Raw genomic sequence first — 20,674 nt, 5'->3', positions numbered from 1 at the left:
GGAACGCGCACCGTTAGAACCGTGTCGGCGGCCTTGATACTGTCGTAAGGGTTCTTGCCAAAACCATGGAATGAAATGGGTTCACCATGACACTTCCCCTTGTCATCGGGCTCGTCGCAGCGACGGTGGTGCTCTCACCGATCCTCGTGCGAGTCATGGACAAGAAGGCCGGGTACCCGCTCGCGGCGATACTCTTCGCCGCCGCGGCCGTGCTGGGCTCCAAGTTCACAGAAGTCTCCCGCGGCACGGACCTTCAATGGTCCAAGGAGTGGGCGCGCGACGTGATGGGCACGGGCACCTCCGTGGACTTCGCGCTGCGCGCGGACGGGCTGGGCATCTTCTTCGCGCTGCTGGCGCTGGTCATCGGCGGCGTGGTCTTTTTGTACTCCGCCGCGTACCTGCCCGAACGCGACGGCAACACCAGCTTCTACACCATCATGACGGCGTTTACTCTGTCGGTGCTGCTGCTCGTGCTTGCGGACGACGCCGTGCTGCTGTTCATCGCCTGGGAGCTCGTCTCCATCGCGTCGTTCCTGCTCATCGCACGCTCCGGCTCCTCCGGTGAGGCCGGGTCTTACCGCACCCTGATCCTCACCTTCTTCGGCGGCCTGACGCTGCTGGCTGGCCTGGCTGTGGCCTCCGCGCAGACCGGCACGACGCGCCTGCAGGACATCCTCGCTGCCGACATCTGGGGCGACAACCGCGTCACCGTCGTAGTCGCGCTGCTCATCGCGTTTTCCGCGTTTACCAAGGCAGCGCAGTTCCCCTTCCACTTCTGGCTGCCCGAGGCCATGGCCGCTGCCACCCCGGTCTCCGCGTTCCTGCACGCCGCGGCCGTGGTCAAAGCCGGCGTCTACCTGCTGGTGCGTTTTTCCACCATCTTCTCGGACGTCGCCGCGTGGAACTACCTGCTTGTCACCGCCGGCCTGTTCACCGCGCTGATGTCCGCGCTGTTCGCCATCACTAAGACGGACCTGAAGCACCTCACGGCGTACTCCACCGTGTCCCACCTGGGCTGGATCGTGGCCGCCATCGGCATCGGCACCCCGGTCGCCCTGGCCGCGGCGTTGACGCACACGCTGGCGCACGCGCTGTTCAAGTCCTCCCTGTTCATGCTCATCGGCGTGGTGGACCACGAGGCCGGCTCGCGCGACATGCGCCGCCTAGGCCCGATCTACAACAAGATGCCATTCACGTTCGCCTCCACCGTCGTCGCCGCCGCATCCATGGCCGCGATCCCGCCGCTGTTCGGCTTCGTGTCCAAGGAATCCATCCTGGACGCCTTCCACGAATCCTCCTACGGGGCGCTCCTGCTCACGGTGGCCGGCATCGCCGCGTTCCTCACCTTCGTCTACTCCGCGAAGATCGTCTTCGGCGCATTTATCGACGGACCAAAGGACCTCCCCGACGTCCACGAAGCCCCCACCGCCCTCTGGCTGCCCGCCGCACTGCCGGGTCTGACCTCCGCGGTCCTGCCGTTTGTGCTGTTCTGGGTGGACAACCCCGTCTCCGCAGGCGTGCGCGCCGTGACGGGCGACGACAGCTTCGCCACCCACCTCGCACTCTGGCACGGCGTGACCCCGCCATTTTTGGTGTCTGTGGCAGTGCTGGTCGCCGGCGTGGTGTTCGTGGTGTTCTTCCGCAAGCGCGTCTTCGCCGCACTGGAGAACAAGGACCTTCTGCCCGCAGACGGAACCGAGGTGCTGGCCTGGCTCACCCGCAGCCTGTCCAACCTGGGCAAGCAGCTCGGCTCGCTGGCCGACGGCTTCAACCCGTCGCGCCACCTCTTCCCGCTGCTGGCGTCCGTCACCGCGATGGGCCTGTGCGTGATCGGCCTGACCGACGGCATCGACGGCGTCACCCCGGCCCCGCGCGCCGAAGGCCTGGACGTGTGGTGGGACCTCATCCCGTTCGCCATCATCGCGATGTCCGTGCTGGGCATGGTGTTCACCCGCTCCCGCCTCGCCTCCGCCGTGCTGCTCGGCACCGTCGGTGTGGGCATGACTCTGCAGATGTTCCTGCTGGGCGCTCCGGACGTGGCCATGACGCAGTTCCTGGTCGAGTCGCTGACCGTGGTGGTCATCCTGGTGGTGCTTCGCTACCAGCCGCGTATGTTCCCGGAGACGAAGCCGCGCCGCAAGGCGTTTGCCGGCGCATTCGCCCTACTCGCAGGCGTGGTCACCTTCTTCGGCGTCTACGGCCTGACCGGCCGTCGCGGCCGCTCCGAACTGGCCGAGTGGTACCTCACCGAAGGCGGCGACGTCACCGGCGCCGACAACATCGTCGCCGTGATCATCGTCGAGTTCCGTGGCTTCGATACGTTGGGCGAGCTGTCGGTGCTGGGCATGGCTGCCGTGGTCATCGCCGCGGTGGTCAGCTCCATGCCGCGCCACCTGTTCGAGGCCGGCACCCGCCCGCGCCCGTTCGGCCAGTCCCAGCTCAACTCCATCCCGCTGCGCAAGGCCGCAGCCCTGGTGGCGCCGGTGCTGGTGGTGCTGTCCGTGCTGATCTTCTTCCGCGGCCACACCGCCCCCGGCGGCGGCTTCGTCGCCGCGCTTGTGATGGCCACGGCGTTCGCCATCAACTACCTGTCGCGCGGCGCGGACGCGGACGTGGTGCAAAACTTCACCCCGATCCGCCTGACCGGCTGGGGCATCATCATCGCCATCGCCTCCGGCTTCCTCGGCTTCATCGAGGGCGGGTTCATGTACGCCATCCACGGCGAGATCGCCGGCGAGCACATGACCACCTCGCTGATCTTCGATTTCGGCATCTACCTCGCCGTGCTCGGCATGGTCACCGCCGCGATCAACGCGCTCGGCGGCTACCTGCGCCCCGGCATGGACCTGTCGGACCTGGACTACTCGCGCGACGAGGAGGGCAACCCGCTGCCGAGCATCCCGGCCCCGCTCGCACCCGAAAACCCCGTGGACGCGCACCCGGAGCCGATCAACCCGGCGCACGACCCGCGACCGGTTACCACGAAGGAGCACTAACCCATGGTCATGGCACTTACCATCGCAGTCCTGGTCGCAGGATCCGTGTACCTGGTTCTGCAGCGCGGCCTCGTGCGGGTGATCTTCGGCATTTCCCTGTTCGGCCACGCCACCAACCTCACCCTGCTCGCAGCAGGCGTCGGCGCGTGGCGCGGGGAAGCCTTCCCTTCGCGTGTGGCCTTCGAGGACATGGGCGACCCCCTGCCCCAGGCGTTCGTGCTCACCGCCATCGTGATCGCGATGGCCACCACCACGATCCTGCTCATGCTCTCCGCGCTGGGGCGTAACGACGACACCGCGGAGCAGCCCACCGGCACCGACGCCGGCTACTCCAAGATGCGGCTGAGCCCGTCGGCCCTGTCCACCGCCGGCCGCAACGCCCGGCTGAACCAGAAGAAGCTGGAGGAGATCCGCGCACGCGAGATCAGCCACGTTGACAACGAAAGCCTGAGGGTGACCGACTAATGGCCGTAGACGCAATCCTGCCCGTATTTGTCGCGCTGCCGCTGATCGTCTCCGCGGTCACGGCGCTCAGCCCCTGGAAGTGGCTCAACGACGCTCTGGCGATCCTCATCCCCGCCATCAACCTAGGCCTCGGCGTGTGGCTCTACGGCTACACCCGCGACCACGGCACGATCAGCCACGTCATCGGCCTGTACCAGGGCGGCGTGGGCATCTCCTTCGCCGCCGACACATTCTCCGCCGTGATGATCGTGACCACCATGATCGTGGCGCTGATGTCCAACTGGTTCGCCATCGTCGTCGGCGAAACCCAGTCCCGGTTCTACGTGCCGCTCTCGCTCGTGCTGGTCACCGGCGTCTCCGGCGCGCTACTCACAGCCGACCTGTTCAACTTCTTCGTCATGATCGAGGTGTGCCTGCTGCCGTCCTACGGCCTGATCGCCATGACGGGCACCCGCCACCGCCTGTTGTCCGCGCGCATGTTCGTGCTGGTCAACCTGGCGGCGTCGACAATGCTGGTGCTCGGCGTGGGCTACCTCTACGCCGTCACCGGCGCCGTGAACCTGGCGTCGCTGCAGGGCGTGGCCGCGGGCGGCGGCCCGGCGACGGTGGCCACCGGCATCGTCGTCATCGCCATCGCCGCGAAAGCCGGCGTGTTCCCCGTCTACACCTGGCTGCCGCGCACCTACCCGTCCACCTCCGCGGCCGTGATGGGCCTGTTCTCCGGCCTGCACACCAAGGTGGCCGTGTACATGCTCTTCCGCATCTGGGTGATCATGTTCGACATGGACCCGCGCTGGAACACGCTGCTCATCGTGGTCATGGTCATCTCCATGATTATCGGCGGCTTCGCCGGCCTGACCGAGGCCACCATGCGCCGCGTGCTGGCCTACCAGATGGTCAACGGCATGCCGTTCATCCTGATCATGCTGGCCTTTACTAACGACGACGCACGCTACGCCCTCGCCGCCGGCCTGCTCTACACCCTGCACCACATGATCACCATCGCCGCACTCGTGCTGAACTCCGGCGCGATCGAGGAAACCTACGGCACCGGCACCATGGCGAAACTCTCCGGCATCGCCCGGCGCGACCCGTGGACGTCCGCCGTGTTCGTCGCCGGCGCGTTTTCCATCGTGGGCTTCCCGCCGTTTTCCGGCATCTTCGGCAAGGTCACCGTTGTGCTGGCAGCCGCCTCCGCCGGGGACTGGCGCTCCTGGGTGGCCATCACCGCCATCATCATCGCCTCCTTCGGCGCGCTGCTGTCCATGATGCGCCTGTGGCAGCGCGTGTTCTGGGGCCGGCCGATGCAGAACTACCCCGAGGCGCTCAACGTCCGCGCGAGCTTCATGCTGCCGTCCGCAGTACTGATGGTCATGTCGCTGTGCATGTTCATCTTCGCCGGCCAAATGTGGGACATCACCACTAACGCCGTCGACGACCTGCTCGACGTTGACGCCTACACCACCGCCGTGCTCGGCGACGACCCCATCGGCGTCCCCGCACCCGGCGACACCTTCGGCGCCCAAACCAATGGAGGCGAGAACTAATGCGAGGCTTCTTCCACGGCGTGAAATACGCCATCTGGATTGCCAAAGAGATCTTCGTGGCAGGCTTCGACGCCGTCGCCAAAGCGTTCAACCCCGCCACGAAGTTCGACCCCATCGTCATCTACTATCCACTGCGCATAAACACCGACTGGGACGTGTTCTGGTTTTCCACCTCCATCACCGCAACCCCGGGCACCCTGTCCATGGGGCTGCGCCACCCGGTCGACGAAGACGGTCCGATCACCCTGCTGGTGCAGGCCGCGTTCGGTTCAGACCCGGAAGATGTCATTGCGGGGTTGGCGGATATGGAGGAGCACCTTCGGCCGTCGCTAAGCAAAAGCCCCATCGACCCGAAAACCGTCGCCTGGGAACCCTACGTTGACCACGGCCCAGACCCCGACGGCGACCACGTGCCGCCGGCCGAAAGGATGGTGTAGCCCATGTTCACCACAATCATGCAGATCTGCCTGATCATCATGGCGGTCAGCCTGCTTATCGCGCTCGGCGCCGTGATCCTGACCAAAGACGAGCTCTCCCGCGCCGTGATGGCAGACGTGATCTTCTACTCTATGATCGCGATCTTCCTCGTGTGGACGCTGTTCAACTCGTCCGCCATCGCCTACGAAATCCCGCTGCTCGCCGGCCTGGTGTGCGGCGTGATCCCGACGATCTCCATGGCCCGCATCATCTCGAGAGGACGCCGCTAAACATGACCATCGCCGAAATCATCGTCGCCGCCCTCGTCATCGTCGCCACCATCTGCGTCGTCGCCACCACCATCCTGCAGCTGCGCGCCCCCGATGCCCTGACGCGCGTGAACCTGCTCGGCCCCCTGGTGGTCGTGGCCTTTCCCATCCTCATCGTGTCCAAACTCATCCACTCCTGGACCACCACCGGCTTCGACCTCAACGACTTCATCCGCGCCGTGCTGGCCATCGCCGCGGTGTGGATCGTCGGCTCCGTGGCGTCGTTCATCATGGGCCGCTCCCTGTACGGCGTCACTGTCTCCGACAAAAAGAACTAATGTAATTGGCTTGTGAGCACTAGCGACGACGCGTACGTCACGGACCTGGCACTGCGCGCCGGCCGTGGCGACAAGCACGCGCTCACCGAATTCATCCGGCTCACCCAAAACGACGTGTGGCGTCTGCTCGCCCACCTCGCCGGGCCCCAACACGCCGACGACCTCACCCAAGAGACCTACCTGCGAGTGCTCGGCTCCCTGCCGCGCTTCCAGGCCCGCTCTACCGCCCGCACCTGGATCCTGTCGCTCGCGCGCCGCGCCTGGGTGGACTCCGTGCGCCACGACATGGCCCGGCCCCGCAAATCCGCGGCCGAGTACGAAGACGTCGCCGCCGCCAACCCCAGCCCCGACAACCCCAACACCTGGGGCGACGTCATCGACGCACGCTCGCTTCTCGACGAGCTGCCGCCCGAACGCCGCGAAGCCCTAGTCCTGACGCAGGTGATGGGCTACACCTACGAAGAAGCGGCCCGCATCGCGGGCGTGCGCGTCGGCACCATTAGATCCCGCGTCGCGCGGGCACGCAGGGATCTGGTTGCCGGGAGTAACTAGGCGGGTAGAGCTAGGGTTGAAGGCATGCGTATCTCTCGATCAATTGCACTGACCACCCTTGCGGCGGTGACGGCTCTGTCGGTGGCTGGGTGTGCGTCGGAAAGCGACGACGCCCCCGCAGAGCACGCTGACCACGGTGGGCACGGTGGGCACGACCACCCGGCGGACGGCGGGCCTGCCCCGGCCGGCATCGCCGAGGCGGCCGACCCGACCTACCCCGTGGGCACCGAAGTCACGCTCACCGCCGACCACATGCCCGGCATGGACGGCGCCACCGCAACCATCTCCGGCGCCTTCGACACCACCGCCTACGCCGTGTCCTACACCCCCACGGACGGCGGCGACCCGGTGACCAACCACAAGTGGGTCGTGCAGGAAGAGCTCGACGGTGTTGGCAGCGAGAAGCTTGGCGCGGGCGACACGGCCACGATCACCGCCGAGCACATGTCCGGCATGCAGGGCGCGGAAACGACCATCGACTCCGCCACCGACGAGACGGTTTACATGGTGGACATCGATTCGCCGGAAATGACCATGAAGCGGCACAAGTGGGTCGTCGAAAGCGAAATCCAGCCCAAGTAGAACCTTTGAATAGACTGATCACACTATGTTGAAGAACGCACTACTAATTTCATTCGCCTTCATCGGCACCGTCGTCGGCGCAGGCTTCGCATCCGGACAGGAAGCGATGCTGTACTTCTCCGCCTTCGGCACCCAAGGCCTCTGGGGCGCAGTCCTGGGCTCGGTGCTCATGCTCATCGCCGGTGTGACCATTCTCCAGCTCGGCTCGTTCTTTCAAGCCAAAGAGCACATGGAAGTCCTCGGCTCAATCTCCTCGAAGGTGATGGGCTGGATCCTGGACATCGCCACCATCGTCACCCTGTTCTCCATCGGGTTTGTCATGTTCGCCGGCGCCGGCGCCAACCTGAACCAGCAGTTCGGCATCCCCGTGTGGATCGGCGCGGTGCTCATGCTCGCCGCCACCATCGGATTCGGCATGCTCGACGTGGACAAAGTCACCGGCGCCATCGGCGCACTCACCCCGTTTCTGCTGATCTTTGTCATCTTCGGCTGCGGCTGGACCCTGATCAACGCCCACCCGGACTGGGACGCGCTCAACGCCGCAGCCGCGCAGGTGGACTCCTCCCTGCCCAACTGGTGGATCTCCGCACTGAACTACACCGGCCTGAACGTCATGTGCGTGGTGTCCATGGCGCTGGTCATCGGCGGTAACCAGCTGGACACCCGCGCAGCCGGCCTCGGCGGACTCTTCGGCGGCATCGGCTACCTAGTCATGCTCATGCTGCTGGCCATGGCGCTGCTGGTGAAGATCGACACCGTCTCCGGCCAGGACATGCCGCTGCTGACCCTGATTGCGGACATCAACCCCACCATGGGCCTGATCATGTCCCTGGTCATCTTCGGCATGATTTTCGCCACCTGCCTGGGCATGTTCTTCGCCCTGGGCAAGCGCCTCTCCCGCGGCCGCGAAGACAAGTTCCGCGTCATTTTCATCTCCGCCTGCCTGATCGGCTTCGTGCTGTCGTTCGTGGGCTTCCAGCAGCTCGTCTCCACCGTCTACCCGATCCTGGGCTACCTCGGTCTGCTGCTCATCGTGGTGATGACGATCGCGTGGATCCGCGGCATCCCCAAGCTGCGCAAGGAAGGCGACCGCCGCCGCCGCGCGCTTGAGCTGACCCGCAAGAAGATGGACCCGGCCGAGCGCTTCACCAAAAACGACGCGCGCGAGCTGGAGTACCTCACCGCCAAGTCGAACGTGGACGAAGAGGAGCTCGTCGAGGCCCTCGAAGAGGAAGTCGCGCAGGAACTGCTCGACGACGAGGAGAGCGAGTTCGAGGAAGAAGACCGCGAGAACCCCTCCGACGTCGTCTACGTCTCCTACACCGACCCCGTCTCCGCCGACGAGTACGCGGCCAACCCCGACGAGCCGTGGAACGACCACACCGTCGACGACATGATCGCCGCAGAAGAGGCCGAAGAGGCCGCAGCCGGACCGGACAACAGCCTGGGCGGCGACGCCAACGAGGAGGAGGAAGACGCTGCCGAGGAAACCGGCGGCTCCACCGCTGTTTCCGCGAAGGACACCGGCTCCACAAAGCTGTAGCGTTTTCAACGCCGAAGCCCCACTGACGTTCCCCGGCGGAATCTGTCAGTGGGGCTTTATCGTGCCTGGTCGGTGCAAACGGGCGGCGGGATTTGTCAGCGCCACCGCGCAGCGCCGCCGGGCTACACCAGAAGCTCGGCGATTTGGATGGTGTTCAGCGCCGCGCCCTTGCGCAGGTTATCGCCGGCGACGACGAGCACGAGCCCGCGGCCGCCGTCGACGGTCTGGTCCTGGCGGATGCGGCCCACCAGGGACTCGTCGATGCCGGTGGCGGCGCGCGGCGTCGGCACGTCCACCACTTTCACGCCCGGTGCGCCCGCCAGGGTCTCCTCCGCCTGCTGCGGGGTGACGGCCTGCTCGAACTCGGCGTGCACGACCATCGTGTGGCCGGTGAACACCGGCACGCGCACGCACGTGCCCGCCACCTTCAGCTCCGGGATACCCAGGATCTTGCGCGATTCGTTGCGCAATTTCTGCTCTTCGTCGGTTTCGGCGGAGCCATCGTCGACAAGCGAGCCCGCAAACGGCAGCGCGTTGAACGCGATGGGCTCCACGTACGGCCCAAGATCGCTTGGCTTTTCGACGTCCTCCCGGACCAACCCACGCGGATCCCCCAACGCCTCGACCTGGGTGGCCAGCGCTTCCACGCCGGCCAACCCCGAGCCGGAGACAGCCTGGTAGGAGGCGACGCGGAGGGTGGTGAGACCGAAGGCGTTATGAAGCGGCTTGAGCACCGGCATCGCCGCCATGGTGGTGCAGTTCGGGTTGGCGATGATGCCCTTGGGCAGCTCGCGCGCGGCCTCCGGGTTGACCTCGGAGACGATCAGCGGGACCTCGTCGTCCTTGCGCCACGCCGAGGAGTTGTCCACCACGGTCGCGCCCGCGGCGGCGAACACCGGCGCCCACTCGCGCGAGGTGGACCCGCCGGCGGAGAACAACGCGATGTCGACGTCGGCGACAGATTCCTCGGTGACCTGGGTCAGGTCTTCGACGGTGATCTGCTCGCCGCGGAACTCGAGCTGTGTGCCCGCGGAGCGCGGAGAGGCGAAGAAGCGGACCTTGTCAGCGGGGAAGTTGCGCTCGGTGAGGATGTCGCGCATCACGCGGCCGACCTGGCCGGTGGCGCCGACGACTGCAAGGGTGGTCATTGAAACTCCTTCTAACGTCCGGTGCCTGCGTAGACCACGGCCGGCTCGTCGCCGCCGAGGTCGAACTTGGTGTGGATCGCGCGCGCGGCCTCAGCCACGTCCGCCTGGCGCACCACGGCGGTGATGCGGATTTCGGAGGTGGTGATCATCTCGATGTTGATGCCGGCGTCGCGCAGCGCGTCGCAGAAGTCGGCGGTGACCCCCGGGTGGGACTTCATGCCGGCTCCGACGAGGGAGACCTTGCCGATCTGGTCGTCGTAGCTCAAATCCTCCCAGCCCTCGGTGGCCTGCAGGACGCGCAGTTTCTCCATGGTGCGTGCGCCGTCGGCCTTGGGCAGGGTGAAGGTGATGTCGGTCTTGTTGTCGTGCGAGTTGGAGATGTTCTGGATCACCATGTCGATGTTGACTTCGCCGTCGGCGAGTTCGCGGAAGACCTTGGCGGCCTCGCCGACCTCGTCTTTGATGCCCAGGATGGTGATCTTGGCCTCCGAGTCGTCGGTGGCTACGCCGGAAAGTACTGCTTCTTCCATGGGGATATCCTCCAATGCTCCGGCGACCAGGGTGCCGGTATCTGTGCTGTAAGACGAGCGCACCCGCATGGGCACGTTGAATGCGCGGGCGTACTCCACGCTGCGCAACACCAGGATCTTCGACCCGGATGCGGCAAGCTCGAGCATCTCCTCGAAACAGATCTTGTCCAGCTTGCGTGCGTCCGGCACGATGCGCGGGTCCGCGGTGTAGACGCCGTCGACGTCGGAGTAGATCTCGCATTCGTCGGCGCCCATCGCCGCGGCTAGGGCCACGGCGGTGGTGTCGGAGCCGCCGCGGCCGAGGGTGGTCACGTCTTTGGTTTCGCGGTTGACGCCCTGGAAGCCGGCGACGATGGCGATCTTGCCTTCGTCGACTGCCTCCTGCACACGCCCCGGGGTGACTTCCAGAATGCGGGCGTTGCCGTGGCGTTCGGTGGTGATCACGCCGGCCTGGGAGCCGGTGAACGACTGCACCTTCTCCCCCAGCGCGTGCACCGCCATGGCCACCAGCGAGTTGGAGATGCGCTCGCCGGCGGTGAGCAGCATGTCCATTTCGCGCGCGGGCGGGGTGGGGTTGACTTCGGCTGCGAGGTCGAGCAGTTCGTCGGTGGTGTCGCCCATGGCGGAGCAGACCACCACGACGTCGTTGCCGGCGCGGCGCGTGTCCACGATCCGCTGGGCGACGGCCTTGATCCGCTCCGCGCTTTCCAGGGAGGAGCCCCCGTATTTCTGAACGATCAGTGCCATTCGTACCTCCGCGGATCTGGGTGCATTCCAGCGTTCAAGAATAGCGTCCCAAAACTGCCGTTTCAGCCACCCGAGTTAATATCATTCACCGTGCACAACAATTTTCTCGCCGTCGCGTTCGCGCTGATCTCGGCCGCGACCATGGCGGCGGGGACCGTGTGGCGCCACCGCATCATGCGCGCGGGCACCCCCGAGGGCGAGAACAACGACTCGCCGTTGCAGTCGCTGAAGCGGCCGGCGTGGTGGGCGTCGATGGGCATTGCGTTTGTGGCGTACGGCTTCCAGGCGGCGGCGCTGGCGTTCGGCTCGCTGCTGGTGGTGCAGCCGATCCTCGCGCTGTCGCTGATGCTCACGCTGCTGTTTTCGGCGTGGGCGGACAAGCGCCACATGCACACCTCGGAGGCGTTTTGGGCGGTGCTCCTCACCGCTTCCGTGGGCGGAGTGGTTGTGCTCGGCCGCCCGCTGCCCGGCGAGCGCGACCCGGCCGCCTGGGAGTGGGGGATCGTCGTGGGCACCGCGGTCGCGATCATCGCGGCCTCGTACGCCATTGCTTCTCGACGCCCTCCGGCCTCCAAAGCCCTCATCTTCGGCTCCGCCTGCGGCGCCATGTACGGCTACCAGGCCGTGTTTTCCAAAGTGGCGGTCGATGGCTTCGTCGACGGCGGCGTGCCCGGCCTGCTGGCCACGTGGCAGCTGTGGGCCATGCTGCTCGCGGCCACGGCCGGCACGGTCGTGCAGCAGTACGCGTTCGCCGCGGGCAACCTGGCCACCTCGCTTCCGGCGTCGAAGATCATCGAGCCGCTCGTCGCGTTTTCCCTGGGCGTGTTTTTGCTCGGCGAATCCTTCCGCGTTGATTCGGCTGCCGGGTGGGCGGCCGTTGGGACGTCGATAGGCGTAATGCTCACCTCCGCCGCGATACTGACTCGCGTGTCCGTCCGATGACTTGGTGGATATAAATCCCGCACGACACCGCCCGCCTGATGTAAGGTGTGCCACATGTCGCACAGGGCGCTTCTCCTTCTACGCCGCGGCGGGAATCAGGCCAGATAACACGGCCGGCACCCCGTCGCGGAGTTTCTGTTGGCCGGCCGTGGAACACACACCCCCGACAAAGGAGAGCTCCAATGACCGACTTTTTCGCACCCCGCGAGATCCAAACCCCTTCCGGCCCGCGCAACGACGGCCAGCCCGCGTGGAACAAGCAGCGCGGCTCCCAGATGCCGGTAGAGCGCTACCTCACCTTCGCCGAAGAGGTCGAAGACATCCAGCTGCCGGACCGCACCTGGCCCGACAAGAAAATCACCAGCGCGCCGCAGTGGTGCGCCGTGGACCTGCGCGACGGCAACCAGGCGCTGATCGACCCGATGAGCCCCGAACGCAAACGCCGCATGTTCAACCTGCTGGTGGAGATGGGCTTCAAAGAGATCGAGGTGGGCTTCCCGTCCGCTTCCCAGACGGACTTCGACTTCGTGCGCGAGATCATTGAAAAGGACATGATCCCCGACGACGTGACCATCCAGGTCCTCGTGCAGGCGCGCGAACACCTGATCCGCCGCACCTTCGAGGCCTGCGCCGGCGCGAAGAACGTCATCGTGCACTTCTACAACTCCACCTCGAAGCTGCAGCGCCGCGTGGTCTTCCGCAAGGACCGCGACGCGATTAAGAAGCTGGCCACCGACGCCGCGGAGCTGATCAAGACCATCGCCGCCGACTACCCAGACACCAACTGGCGCTGGGAGTACTCGCCCGAGTCCTTCACGGGCACCGAGCTGGAGTTTGCCAAGGAAGTCTGCGACGCGGTCGTGGACGTCATGGCGCCGACGCCGGAGAACCCGATGATCATCAACCTGCCGTCCACGGTGGAGATGATCACCCCCAACGTCTACGCCGACTCCATCGAGTGGATGCACCGCAACTTGAACAACCGCGAGTCCATCATCATCTCCCTGCACCCGCACAACGACCGCGGCACCGGCGTCGCTGCAGCCGAGCTGGGTTACCTGGCCGGCGGCGACCGCATCGAGGGCTGCCTGTTCGGCAACGGCGAGCGCACCGGCAACGTCGACCTGGTCACCCTGGGGTTGAACATGCTCACCCAGGGCGTGGACCCGCAAATCGACTTCTCCGACATCACCCGCATCCGCGAAGTCGTCGAGTACTGCAACCAGCTGCGCGTGCCGGAGCGCCACCCCTACGGCGGCGACCTGGTCTTCACCGCGTTCTCCGGCTCCCACCAAGACGCGATTAATAAGGGGCTGGATGCGCTGGCACAGAATGTGCGTCCAGAAGCAACAAGCTCCGACGTCACCTGGGAAGAGCTGCGCGAAACCACCTGGGAGGTGCCGTACCTGCCCATCGACCCGAAGGACGTCGGCCGCACCTACGAGGCCGTGATCCGCGTGAACTCGCAGTCCGGCAAGGGCGGGGTGGCCTACATCATGAAGACGGACCACGGCATCAACATGCCGCGCGCCATGCAGCCGGAGTTTTCCGCCATCGTGCAAAACATCACCGACTCGGAGGGCGGCGAGGTCAACTCGAAGAACATGTGGGACGTCTTCGCCACCACCTACCTGGACCTGGATTCGCCGTTGGAGCTGGCGCACTACCGCATCGACGCCGCCGAGGAGGAAGGCCAGGACACCCGCGTCGCGGCGACGGTGGTCTACGAGGGTGCGTCCCGCGAGGTCGCGGGCACCGGCAACGGCCCGATCGCGGCGTTCGCGAACGCGCTGGAGCAGGTCGGCATCGACTTCGAGGTGCAGGACTACTCGCAGCGCGCCCGCACGGCCGGCGACGACGCGGACGCGGTCTGCTACATCCACGCGGACGTCGACGGCACCTCCGCCTGGGGTGTGGGTATCGCCGGGTCGACCACGCGCGCGTCGCTGGAGGCGATCGTCTCGGCGGTCAACCGCTCGACTGCCGCGAACTAGCGGCGGCGCGCTATACTTGCTTGACTTGACCACACATTTCAGCGGGAGGTTGCGTGATGGCTATGTACGAGGTGCCTGCGGGCACCCGTCGCCTCCCCGTGGAGCATTTGCCTATCGACGCCCCTTCGGCCACCCTCACCCCGGACCTCGACGTAGTGGTGGACGGTGAGGTCGTCGGCTCGGTGGAGGACGCGGAGCTGGCCCAACTGGCCGCGGCTGGCGTGACCCCGGTGGTGGCCGCCGACGGCGGTGCGGTTGCGCTGCCGCCAGCGGGCCAGGTGCTGCCAGTGAACACACCGCCACGCGAGCCATGGGCGCTGCTGCCCGCCGGCGGGCGCTACGTGGCAGATTTGCACGAACAGCTGCCGGTGGAGGCACCGGCGCAGGTGCTCGTGTCGATGGGCTTCGACGACGCCGGCGACATCGAGCTGTGCGTCGACGGCGACATCGTCGGCGAGCTGGACCCGGCCGCCGGCGAAGCGCTGACCCCAACGCTGCGGCGTTTGGAGGACCGCGGGCTTATCGCGGTGGCGCGCGGCTACACCACCTCGGTGGCAGGCGGCACCTCACTGGCCGTCATCGCAGGCCCGATCGAGGGCGACGACATCTCGATCTCCCCGCTTCCGCCGATCGTGCGCGAGGTGGAGGTAACGCACCCGGGCACGAACTTCTTCGCCACCGTGGACGCGGAAGCTGCGGCTCTGGCGGCGGACACCGAGGAGTCCCCGGCGGACGCCGCACGCGAGCCGAGCACGGTCCGCGGCCCGCTGATTGCCGCGACGGTCGCGGCACTCGTGCTGGTTGGCATCGGCGCCGTGGTGATGAGCTCACCGTCGAGCATGCAGCGCGACTCCACCTCGGCCTACCGGGAAACCACGGAGGTCTCGCAGCCGAGCAGCTCCACCGAGTCAACTGAACCAACGGAGCCGACGGAGCCAACCGAGCCCACCGAACCTTCGGAGACGACCTCGCCGTTCAGCACCGCGTTGCCGGAGAAGGCCCCGGAGCCGGTGGTGGAGGTCCAGCAGCCAGCGCCTGCCCCGCCGCAGCAAGCCCCGGTTCAGCGCGCGCCCGCACCTGCCCCGGCACCCGCACCGGCGCCGCGTCAGCAGGCACCCGCCCCCGCGCCAGCGCCAGCGCCAGCCCCGGCGCCTGCACCTGCGCCTGCGCCAGCCCCCGCGCCGGCTCCCGCGCCAGCGCCTGCCCCGCAGCAAGAGCAGTACGAATACTCCATCGGCGGGCTGAAGGTGCGCTCCAACACCAGGCTGGATCAGCCGCTGTACGAGGTGGCCGAGCCGTAAGCTACCTTGGAACGATGACTGAGAACGACTACCCCTACGTGGCACTGTTTACACAGGCCACGGGGATTCACCCGTCGACGGGGCGCCTGCTCACCATCGACGCGGTCACGTTCGACGCCGCCGGGCGCGTGGGCGAGGAGTTCCACGCCGTGGTCAACCCCGCCACAGATCCCGGCCCCGCCCACACTCACGGCCTGACCCCGCACGACTTCGCCCAGGCCCCACGCTTTTCCCGCTTCTTGCGCACGCTGGACAAGCTTCTCGACGGTCGCGTGCTGGTCACCCACGACTCCCCCGTCACCTGGGGATACATTGTTTCCGAGGCGCGCCGCGCCATGAACGCCGCGGCCCGGGCGAACCGTTCGCGCCGCGGCCGCGGCAATAGGCGCCGCCAGCGTGTCGGCCACGTCCCTAAGCCAACCGCGATCGTGGACCTGCTCGCCACCGCCCGCCGGCAGAGCCACATCCCGGTGGACACCCGCATCAACGCCGTGGCCAACCTCGTCGGCGTAGCGTCCACCCCGCCGACCGCCTCCACCGAGCGCATCGGCGAGCCCGAAGCGGACTTCTCACGCGGTCAAACCCTGAAACTGGTGGCCATGTACCTCCAGCTCGCCCCCGGCGGGCTCGTCGAGCTCAACCCCGAGGACCTGGCGCCGGACACTTTCGGGTTGCAGCGCTCGTCGATACGCGTGGACGCGGAAAAAGCCCCCGCCGTCAGCGCGAACCCCGGGCGCCTCGGCAAAGGCGGGCTGCTGCGCGGCATGGAGTTCGTCGTCTCCGACGACATCGCCCTCGACCCCGACGACCTCATCGACGCCGGCGTGCGCGCAGGGCTGACCTACCGCGAAAAACTCACCCGCGAAACCTCCGTCGCCGTCTCCGACGCCATGGAGCACGGCGCTGAGCTGCGCGGAAAAGCCATGCACGCCCACCGCAAAGAAATCCCCGTCGTCTCCGGGGAAGAATTCGCGCGGCTAGTCGGCCAGATGGAATCCGCGGAGTAGCCTTGTCCGCATGCAAGGACCCATCTCCCGCATCCGCACTGCGGTAGCCGCCACCGCCGCCAACCTGGCCACGGCCGCCTCGCGCGCCACCGGCCGCGGCGCCGGCGGCATGATCGGCGGCCTCGTCGCCGCGGCGATCGACCCGAACATCATGGTCTCCCTCGGCGGCGGCCGCCCCACCGTCCTGGTCACCGGCACCAACGGAAAATCCACCACCACCCGCATGCTCGCCGGCGCCGTCGGCACCAAACACAACGTGGCCACCAACGACGGCGGCGACAACATGGACGCCGGCATCATCTCCGCCCTCCTCGCCGGCAAAGACGCCGACGCCATCGTCTTAGAATGCGACGAACTGCACGTGCCCAAGGTGGCCGAACGATTGCAGCCGACAGCGTTCGTGCTGCTCAACCTCACCCGCGACCAGCTCGACCGGGTCGGCGAAATCAACTCCATCGAACGCGCCCTCCGCGACGCGGTCATGGCCCACCCGGAGGCCACCGTCGTCGCCAACTGCGACGACGTTTTGATCACCTCCATCGCCTACGACCACCCGAACGTCGTCTGGGTTTCCGCCGGCGCCGGCTGGACCGGCGACTCCGTGACCAACCCCCGCTCCGGCGGCCACATCGTGCGCTCCTCCGTCGCGCACGACGACAACGCCACGGGCGAAAGCGACTGGTACGCCGTCGACCCCCTGCCCGACGGCCGCGAATTCCGCCGCCCCACCCCCAAGTACGCGGTCGAGGGGGAAACGTTGGTGGGACCGGAGGGCGTCGCAAAGCTTGAGCTCAAACTCCCCGGCCGCGCCAACCGAGGCAACGCCGCCCAAGCCATCGCCGCCGCCGTCGAAGCGTTCGGCGTCCCCCTCGACGCCGCCGTGCACGCCGCCGCCGAGGTGGACAACGTCGCCGGCCGCTACACCACCGTCCACCTCGGCGAGCGCGACGTCCACCTCCTGCTGGCCAAAAACCCCGCCGGCTGGCAGGAGGCGCTGTCCATGGTCGACCGCGACGCCGACGGCGTGGTCATCGCCGTCAACGCGCAACAAGGCGACGGCGAAGACGTCTCCTGGCTCTGGGACGTCAAATTCGAGGACTTCGGCGACACCCACGTCGTCGCCGCCGGCGAGCGCGCCACCGACCTCGCCGTACGCCTGACCTACGGCGGCATCGACCACGACACCATCCACGACGCGATCGCCGCCATCCGCGCCTGCCCGCCCGGGCGCGTCGAGGTGCTGGCCAACTACACCGCGCTGCTCAACCTGCGCCGCGCGCTGACCAAGGAGGAGGACTACCGTGCCTAAACTCACCATCGGCCTCGTCCTGCCCGACGTGTTGGGCACCTACGGCGACGACGGCAACGCCCTTGTCCTGCGCGAACGTGCGCGCCGCCGCGGCATCGAGGCGACCATCGAGCGCATTTTGCTTCACGACGACATCCCGCCCTCCTACGACCTCTACACCCTCGGCGGCGGCGAAGACTCCGCCCAACTGCTCGCCGCGGCGCGTCTGAGCGCATCGCCGGGGCTGCAGTCCGCGGCCGCCGACGGCCGGCCGATCTTCGCAGTGTGCGCCGGCCTGCAGGTGCTCGGCCACACGTTCCGCGCGCACGGCGAAGAGGCCGAGGGCGTCGGGCTTCTCGACGTCACCACCGCCCCGCTTCCCCGCCGCGCCACCGGCGAACTCGCCTCCGAGCCCACCCGAGCCGGTGTCACCGCCGAGCTTTCCGAGCCGTTGACCGGCTTCGAAAACCACATGGGCGCAACCGTGCTCGGACCGGACGCCTCCGCGTTGGGGCGCGTGACCCGCGGCGTCGGCAACGGCGATGCGAAGGTCGACGGTGTGGTGCAAGGCAGCGTGGTCGCCACCTACATGCACGGCCCGGCGCTGGCCCGCAACCCGCAGCTGGCGGACCTGCTCATCGCCCGCGCGTTGGACATCCCGCTCGCAGAGCTAGAGCCGCTTGAGCTCGACGCGGTGACCAAGCTGCGCGAAGAACGCCTGCGCTAAACAGGCATGCCTGACGGGGTTATGTCCGGTCCGAAGAGTTGGTCGAGTGCTCCGCGGTCGGTGTTTTTGATGTAGAACCCGCGGGGTGAGACCCACCAGGGCGCGCCGCGGATCATGGTGATGCGTCCGCTGGTGTTGCGCCAGGGGTCATCGTCGTTGATCCGGTTGTGGTACCGGCACAGTGGCGCCAGGTTGTCGATGTTGGTCAGCCCGCCGTGTTTCCACGCTGTCACGTGGTGGATCTCGGAAGCGTAGGCGCCGTGGCGGCAGCCCGGAAACGCGCACACGGGTGAGACCATGCACGCCAGGTCGCGCTGTTTCTGGTTGGCGAAACGTTCGGTGTCGTAGAGGTTCACCGCCCCGTGCTCGGGGTGGAAGGCTGCGACCTCGAGCTCTTCGCCGAACTCTTGCTGGAGGTACTCCGCACCGGTCATGATGGTGCCGTCGGTCAGTGTGAGGATGACGTCGTCGCCATCACCGGTCATAATGCGGGCGTGCTCCGTGATGGGCACCATCACAATCGGCCTGGGGGCCGCAGGGACGACTCCGCCGGTGGTGCCTTCGACGATGCGCCAAAACGCCTCCTCCATCTGGGCGGCGGCCGGCTGCGTGTCATCGATGTCTTGGCGCAGGCGGTGTTCTAAGTCTGCGGCGTTGCGGTCGGTGGTGTCGATGGTGATGCGTGCGCGTCCGTTTCTCGGCTGCGAGAACGCGACCTGTTTCTTTGTCGGGGTGGTGTCGTCGCGGGGGATGAGCTCGCGGGCGGCGCGCTCGATGGTGTTGTACCCGCCGGTGACATCCAACAGTTCCAGCCGCAGCCGCCACCGCTCACCGGCATCCTTCACACCGCGGATGCGCCGTTCGATCAGCCCGAGCTCGTCGAGTGAGAACCCGTGGGCTTTCTGCGCGGCTTCCGATTGCTTGCGGGTGAATTTCGTTTTCCCGTAGTAGACGTTCTGCATCTCATCCCAGGCACGCGCCCGCTCCGGCGCCATGCCGGCAGCCAGGGCGACGGGCAGGTCGAAGTGCCGCAGTGTCTCCATGGATACTGCGGACATCGCCTCGATGAATGCCTCGAACGGGTTCATGGCCACAGACCCTAAACCCAACGCAACCCCACCCCGACCCGCCCTGTGGAATTTACAACACCACCCCTGTGGATAACCGGCATTCCCGCAGTAAAAAGGGCACTTAAAGCTGCAGTCTGCCGGTCAGTGCGCGGGAGAGCGTGAGCTCGTCGACAAACTCCAAGTCCCCGCCCAACGGCATGCCAGAAGCGAGCCGCGAAATGGTCAGGTCCGGGAAGTCCTTGAGCAGGCGCACGAGATACGACGCGGTCGCCTCGCCCTCGGTGTCGGGGTCGGTGGCCAAGATGACCTCGCTCACCGCCGGCGCCTCGGCGCCCTCCAGGTCCGGCAGGACGCCGCCGATGCGCTGCAAAAGCGGCGCAATCGCGAGGTCTTTCGGCCCGACGTTCGCCAGCGGGTCCAGCGCCCCGCCAAGCACGTGGTAGCGGCCGGAGTATTCGCCGGTGCGCTCGATGACCTGGATGTCTTTCGCGTCTTCCACCACGCACACGAGCGCTTTGTCGCGCCCCGAATCGGCGCAGATGCGGCATACGTCCTCGCGCGAGACGTTGTTGCAGATGCGGCAGAACGCCACCCCGTCGCGCACGGCGGCCAATGCGGCGCGCAGCCTATCGACGTCCTCCGGTTCCTCCTTCAACAAGTGAAACGCGATCCGCTGCGCGGACTTCGGTCCGACACCGGGGAGGCGCGATAGCTCGTCGATAAGGTCCTGCAGTGGTCCTTCGAACACGGCGTCCTTTCACAAAAGAAAACGCGCCCGACCGCAAGGGGGCCGGACGCGGTGGAGCGGGAGTTAGATGATGCCGCCGAACGGGATCTCGCCCGGGCCTGCCTGCGGGGCCTGGCCGCCGCCCATCGCGCCGCCGGTCAACGGGGCGATCTTCTCTTCAGCGAGCTTGCCGGCCTGGTTGTGGGCGTCGCGGTACGCGGCGAGGATGAGGTCCTGCAGCGACTCGATGTCGTCGGCGTCGACGGCCTCCGGCTTGATCTTGATGTCGGTGATCTCGGCGCCGCCGGTCATGGTGACGGTGACGAGTTCGCCGCCGGCGGTGCCGGTGACCTCAGTCTGCAGAAGTTCCATCTGCGCCTGCTGGAGGGCGGCCTGCACCTCGGCGGCCTGGCGGATGAGTTCCTGCATATCTTGCGGCTGGGTCATGGTTGTCCCCTTTCGTTCACTAATAGTTCTCGCGCCA

Annotated in this window: 20 protein-coding genes; 15 read left to right on the top strand and 5 right to left on the bottom strand. The window is 66.9% G+C overall.

The annotated features are described in order from the left end of the window. The first annotated feature begins 86 nt into the window (after window positions 1-86). Genes CAFEL_RS00725 through CAFEL_RS00685 form a run of 9 tightly spaced genes read left to right on the top strand, consistent with a single transcriptional unit; the run spans window position 87 to window position 8,709 of the window. On the top strand, window positions 87-2,996 hold the full coding sequence (locus CAFEL_RS00725; protein WP_194560047.1) for a DUF4040 family protein: 2,910 nt from the start codon (window positions 87-89) through the stop codon (window positions 2,994-2,996). Between the two features lie 3 nt (window positions 2,997-2,999). Then, the gene (locus tag CAFEL_RS00720; protein WP_194560046.1) at window positions 3,000-3,461 is read left to right on the top strand and encodes a sodium:proton antiporter; all 462 of its coding nucleotides are present in this window, start codon (window positions 3,000-3,002) and stop codon (window positions 3,459-3,461) included. Next, entirely contained in the window at window positions 3,461-5,008 is a 1,548-nt protein-coding gene (locus CAFEL_RS00715) for a monovalent cation/H+ antiporter subunit D family protein (RefSeq protein ID WP_194560045.1), read from the top strand. Before CAFEL_RS00720 ends, CAFEL_RS00715 begins: the two co-directional genes overlap by 1 nt. Continuing rightward, window positions 5,008-5,445 carry a monovalent cation/H+ antiporter subunit E gene (locus tag CAFEL_RS00710; RefSeq protein ID WP_194560044.1) on the top strand — a complete coding sequence of 146 codons (438 nt, stop codon included), beginning with the start codon at window positions 5,008-5,010 and terminating at the stop codon, window positions 5,443-5,445. The genes CAFEL_RS00715 and CAFEL_RS00710 overlap by 1 nt, the downstream gene beginning before the upstream one ends. Window positions 5,446-5,448: 3 nt before the next feature. Next, on the top strand, window positions 5,449-5,715 hold the full coding sequence (locus CAFEL_RS00705; protein ID WP_181890126.1) for a cation:proton antiporter: 267 nt from the start codon (window positions 5,449-5,451) through the stop codon (window positions 5,713-5,715). Between the two features lie 2 nt (window positions 5,716-5,717). Beyond that, the gene (locus CAFEL_RS00700) at window positions 5,718-6,032 is read left to right on the top strand and encodes a Na+/H+ antiporter subunit G (RefSeq protein ID WP_194560043.1); all 315 of its coding nucleotides are present in this window, start codon (window positions 5,718-5,720) and stop codon (window positions 6,030-6,032) included. 12 nt (window positions 6,033-6,044) lie between these two features. Continuing rightward, entirely contained in the window at window positions 6,045-6,584 is a 540-nt protein-coding gene (locus tag CAFEL_RS00695; RefSeq protein ID WP_194560042.1) for an RNA polymerase sigma factor, read from the top strand. A 24-nt stretch (window positions 6,585-6,608) separates the two neighbouring features. Continuing rightward, window positions 6,609-7,166: a YdhK family protein gene (locus CAFEL_RS00690; protein WP_194560041.1), complete on the top strand. Its 558-nt coding sequence runs from the start codon at window positions 6,609-6,611 to the stop codon at window positions 7,164-7,166. A gap of 25 nt (window positions 7,167-7,191) precedes the next feature. Continuing rightward, window positions 7,192-8,709, top strand: coding sequence for a YkvI family membrane protein (locus CAFEL_RS00685; protein ID WP_228496317.1), 1,518 nt, complete (start codon window positions 7,192-7,194; stop codon window positions 8,707-8,709). 122 nt (window positions 8,710-8,831) lie between these two features. Here the strand turns inward: CAFEL_RS00685 and CAFEL_RS00680 are convergent, their stop codons facing one another. Together CAFEL_RS00680 and CAFEL_RS00675 are read right to left on the bottom strand one after the other, a co-directional pair. Next, the gene (locus CAFEL_RS00680; RefSeq protein ID WP_194560040.1) at window positions 8,832-9,857 is read right to left on the bottom strand and encodes an aspartate-semialdehyde dehydrogenase; all 1,026 of its coding nucleotides are present in this window, start codon (window positions 9,855-9,857) and stop codon (window positions 8,832-8,834) included. Between the two features lie 11 nt (window positions 9,858-9,868). Further along, on the bottom strand, window positions 9,869-11,134 hold the full coding sequence (locus CAFEL_RS00675) for an aspartate kinase (RefSeq protein ID WP_194560039.1): 1,266 nt from the start codon (window positions 11,132-11,134) through the stop codon (window positions 9,869-9,871). A gap of 90 nt (window positions 11,135-11,224) precedes the next feature. Between CAFEL_RS00675 and CAFEL_RS00670 the strand changes: the two genes are divergently transcribed. The 6 genes from CAFEL_RS00670 (at window position 11,225) to CAFEL_RS00645 (ending at window position 18,393) form a co-directional block, all read left to right on the top strand. Next, window positions 11,225-12,076 (top strand): DMT family transporter, encoded by an 852-nt coding sequence (locus CAFEL_RS00670; protein WP_194560038.1) that lies wholly within the window; start codon window positions 11,225-11,227, stop codon window positions 12,074-12,076. Window positions 12,077-12,258: 182 nt separating this feature from the next. Continuing rightward, window positions 12,259-14,070 (top strand): 2-isopropylmalate synthase, encoded by a 1,812-nt coding sequence (gene leuA, locus CAFEL_RS00665; RefSeq protein WP_194560037.1) that lies wholly within the window; start codon window positions 12,259-12,261, stop codon window positions 14,068-14,070. Window positions 14,071-14,126: 56 nt separating this feature from the next. After that, a complete protein-coding gene (locus tag CAFEL_RS00660; protein WP_194560181.1) occupies window positions 14,127-15,371 on the top strand; it encodes a hypothetical protein in 1,245 nt (414 codons plus the stop codon). A gap of 14 nt (window positions 15,372-15,385) precedes the next feature. Next, the gene (locus CAFEL_RS00655; protein ID WP_194560036.1) at window positions 15,386-16,378 is read left to right on the top strand and encodes an exonuclease domain-containing protein; all 993 of its coding nucleotides are present in this window, start codon (window positions 15,386-15,388) and stop codon (window positions 16,376-16,378) included. Between the two features lie 10 nt (window positions 16,379-16,388). Continuing rightward, a complete protein-coding gene (locus CAFEL_RS00650; RefSeq protein WP_194560035.1) occupies window positions 16,389-17,687 on the top strand; it encodes a MurT ligase domain-containing protein in 1,299 nt (432 codons plus the stop codon). Continuing rightward, entirely contained in the window at window positions 17,680-18,393 is a 714-nt protein-coding gene (locus tag CAFEL_RS00645) for a type 1 glutamine amidotransferase (protein WP_194560034.1), read from the top strand. Before CAFEL_RS00650 ends, CAFEL_RS00645 begins: the two co-directional genes overlap by 8 nt. Here the strand turns inward: CAFEL_RS00645 and CAFEL_RS00640 are convergent. From CAFEL_RS00640 to CAFEL_RS00630, 3 genes are all read right to left on the bottom strand, one after another. Beyond that, a complete protein-coding gene (locus tag CAFEL_RS00640; protein ID WP_194560033.1) occupies window positions 18,390-19,481 on the bottom strand; it encodes an HNH endonuclease signature motif containing protein in 1,092 nt (363 codons plus the stop codon). The two genes, CAFEL_RS00645 and CAFEL_RS00640, sit on opposite strands and share 4 nt — an antisense overlap. 103 nt (window positions 19,482-19,584) lie before the next feature. After that, window positions 19,585-20,211 (bottom strand): recombination mediator RecR, encoded by a 627-nt coding sequence (gene recR, locus CAFEL_RS00635; RefSeq protein ID WP_194560032.1) that lies wholly within the window; start codon window positions 20,209-20,211, stop codon window positions 19,585-19,587. A gap of 63 nt (window positions 20,212-20,274) precedes the next feature. Next, on the bottom strand, window positions 20,275-20,637 hold the full coding sequence (locus CAFEL_RS00630; RefSeq protein ID WP_194560031.1) for a YbaB/EbfC family nucleoid-associated protein: 363 nt from the start codon (window positions 20,635-20,637) through the stop codon (window positions 20,275-20,277). Between the last annotated feature and the right edge of the window lie 37 nt (window positions 20,638-20,674).

The organism is Corynebacterium afermentans subsp. lipophilum (genome assembly GCF_030408375.1).
Lineage (GTDB): Bacteria > Actinomycetota > Actinomycetes > Mycobacteriales > Mycobacteriaceae > Corynebacterium > Corynebacterium lipophilum.
Note: the sequence above shows the minus strand (reverse complement) of the source record. Positions and strands in the feature narration are given on the sequence as shown.

Bases quoted from the DNA above. Each gene is read 5' to 3' on its own strand.
- CAFEL_RS00725 (WP_194560047.1), top strand. From the start codon at position 87: ATGACACTTCCCCTTGTCATCGGGCTCGTCGCAGCGACGGTGGTGCTC.
- CAFEL_RS00720 (WP_194560046.1), top strand. From the start codon at position 3,000: ATGGTCATGGCACTTACCATCGCAGTCCTGGTCGCAGGATCCGTGTAC.
- CAFEL_RS00715 (WP_194560045.1), top strand. From the start codon at position 3,461: ATGGCCGTAGACGCAATCCTGCCCGTATTTGTCGCGCTGCCGCTGATC.
- CAFEL_RS00710 (WP_194560044.1), top strand. From the start codon at position 5,008: ATGCGAGGCTTCTTCCACGGCGTGAAATACGCCATCTGGATTGCCAAA.
- CAFEL_RS00705 (WP_181890126.1), top strand. From the start codon at position 5,449: ATGTTCACCACAATCATGCAGATCTGCCTGATCATCATGGCGGTCAGC.
- CAFEL_RS00700 (WP_194560043.1), top strand. From the start codon at position 5,718: ATGACCATCGCCGAAATCATCGTCGCCGCCCTCGTCATCGTCGCCACC.
- CAFEL_RS00690 (WP_194560041.1), top strand. From the start codon at position 6,609: ATGCGTATCTCTCGATCAATTGCACTGACCACCCTTGCGGCGGTGACG.
- CAFEL_RS00685 (WP_228496317.1), top strand. From the start codon at position 7,192: ATGTTGAAGAACGCACTACTAATTTCATTCGCCTTCATCGGCACCGTC.
- CAFEL_RS00680 (WP_194560040.1), bottom strand. From the start codon at position 9,857: ATGACCACCCTTGCAGTCGTCGGCGCCACCGGCCAGGTCGGCCGCGTG.
- CAFEL_RS00675 (WP_194560039.1), bottom strand. From the start codon at position 11,134: ATGGCACTGATCGTTCAGAAATACGGGGGCTCCTCCCTGGAAAGCGCG.
- leuA (WP_194560037.1), top strand. From the start codon at position 12,259: ATGACCGACTTTTTCGCACCCCGCGAGATCCAAACCCCTTCCGGCCCG.
- CAFEL_RS00660 (WP_194560181.1), top strand. From the start codon at position 14,127: ATGGCTATGTACGAGGTGCCTGCGGGCACCCGTCGCCTCCCCGTGGAG.
- CAFEL_RS00655 (WP_194560036.1), top strand. From the start codon at position 15,386: ATGACTGAGAACGACTACCCCTACGTGGCACTGTTTACACAGGCCACG.
- CAFEL_RS00650 (WP_194560035.1), top strand. From the start codon at position 16,389: ATGCAAGGACCCATCTCCCGCATCCGCACTGCGGTAGCCGCCACCGCC.
- CAFEL_RS00640 (WP_194560033.1), bottom strand. From the start codon at position 19,481: ATGAACCCGTTCGAGGCATTCATCGAGGCGATGTCCGCAGTATCCATG.
- CAFEL_RS00630 (WP_194560031.1), bottom strand. From the start codon at position 20,637: ATGACCCAGCCGCAAGATATGCAGGAACTCATCCGCCAGGCCGCCGAG.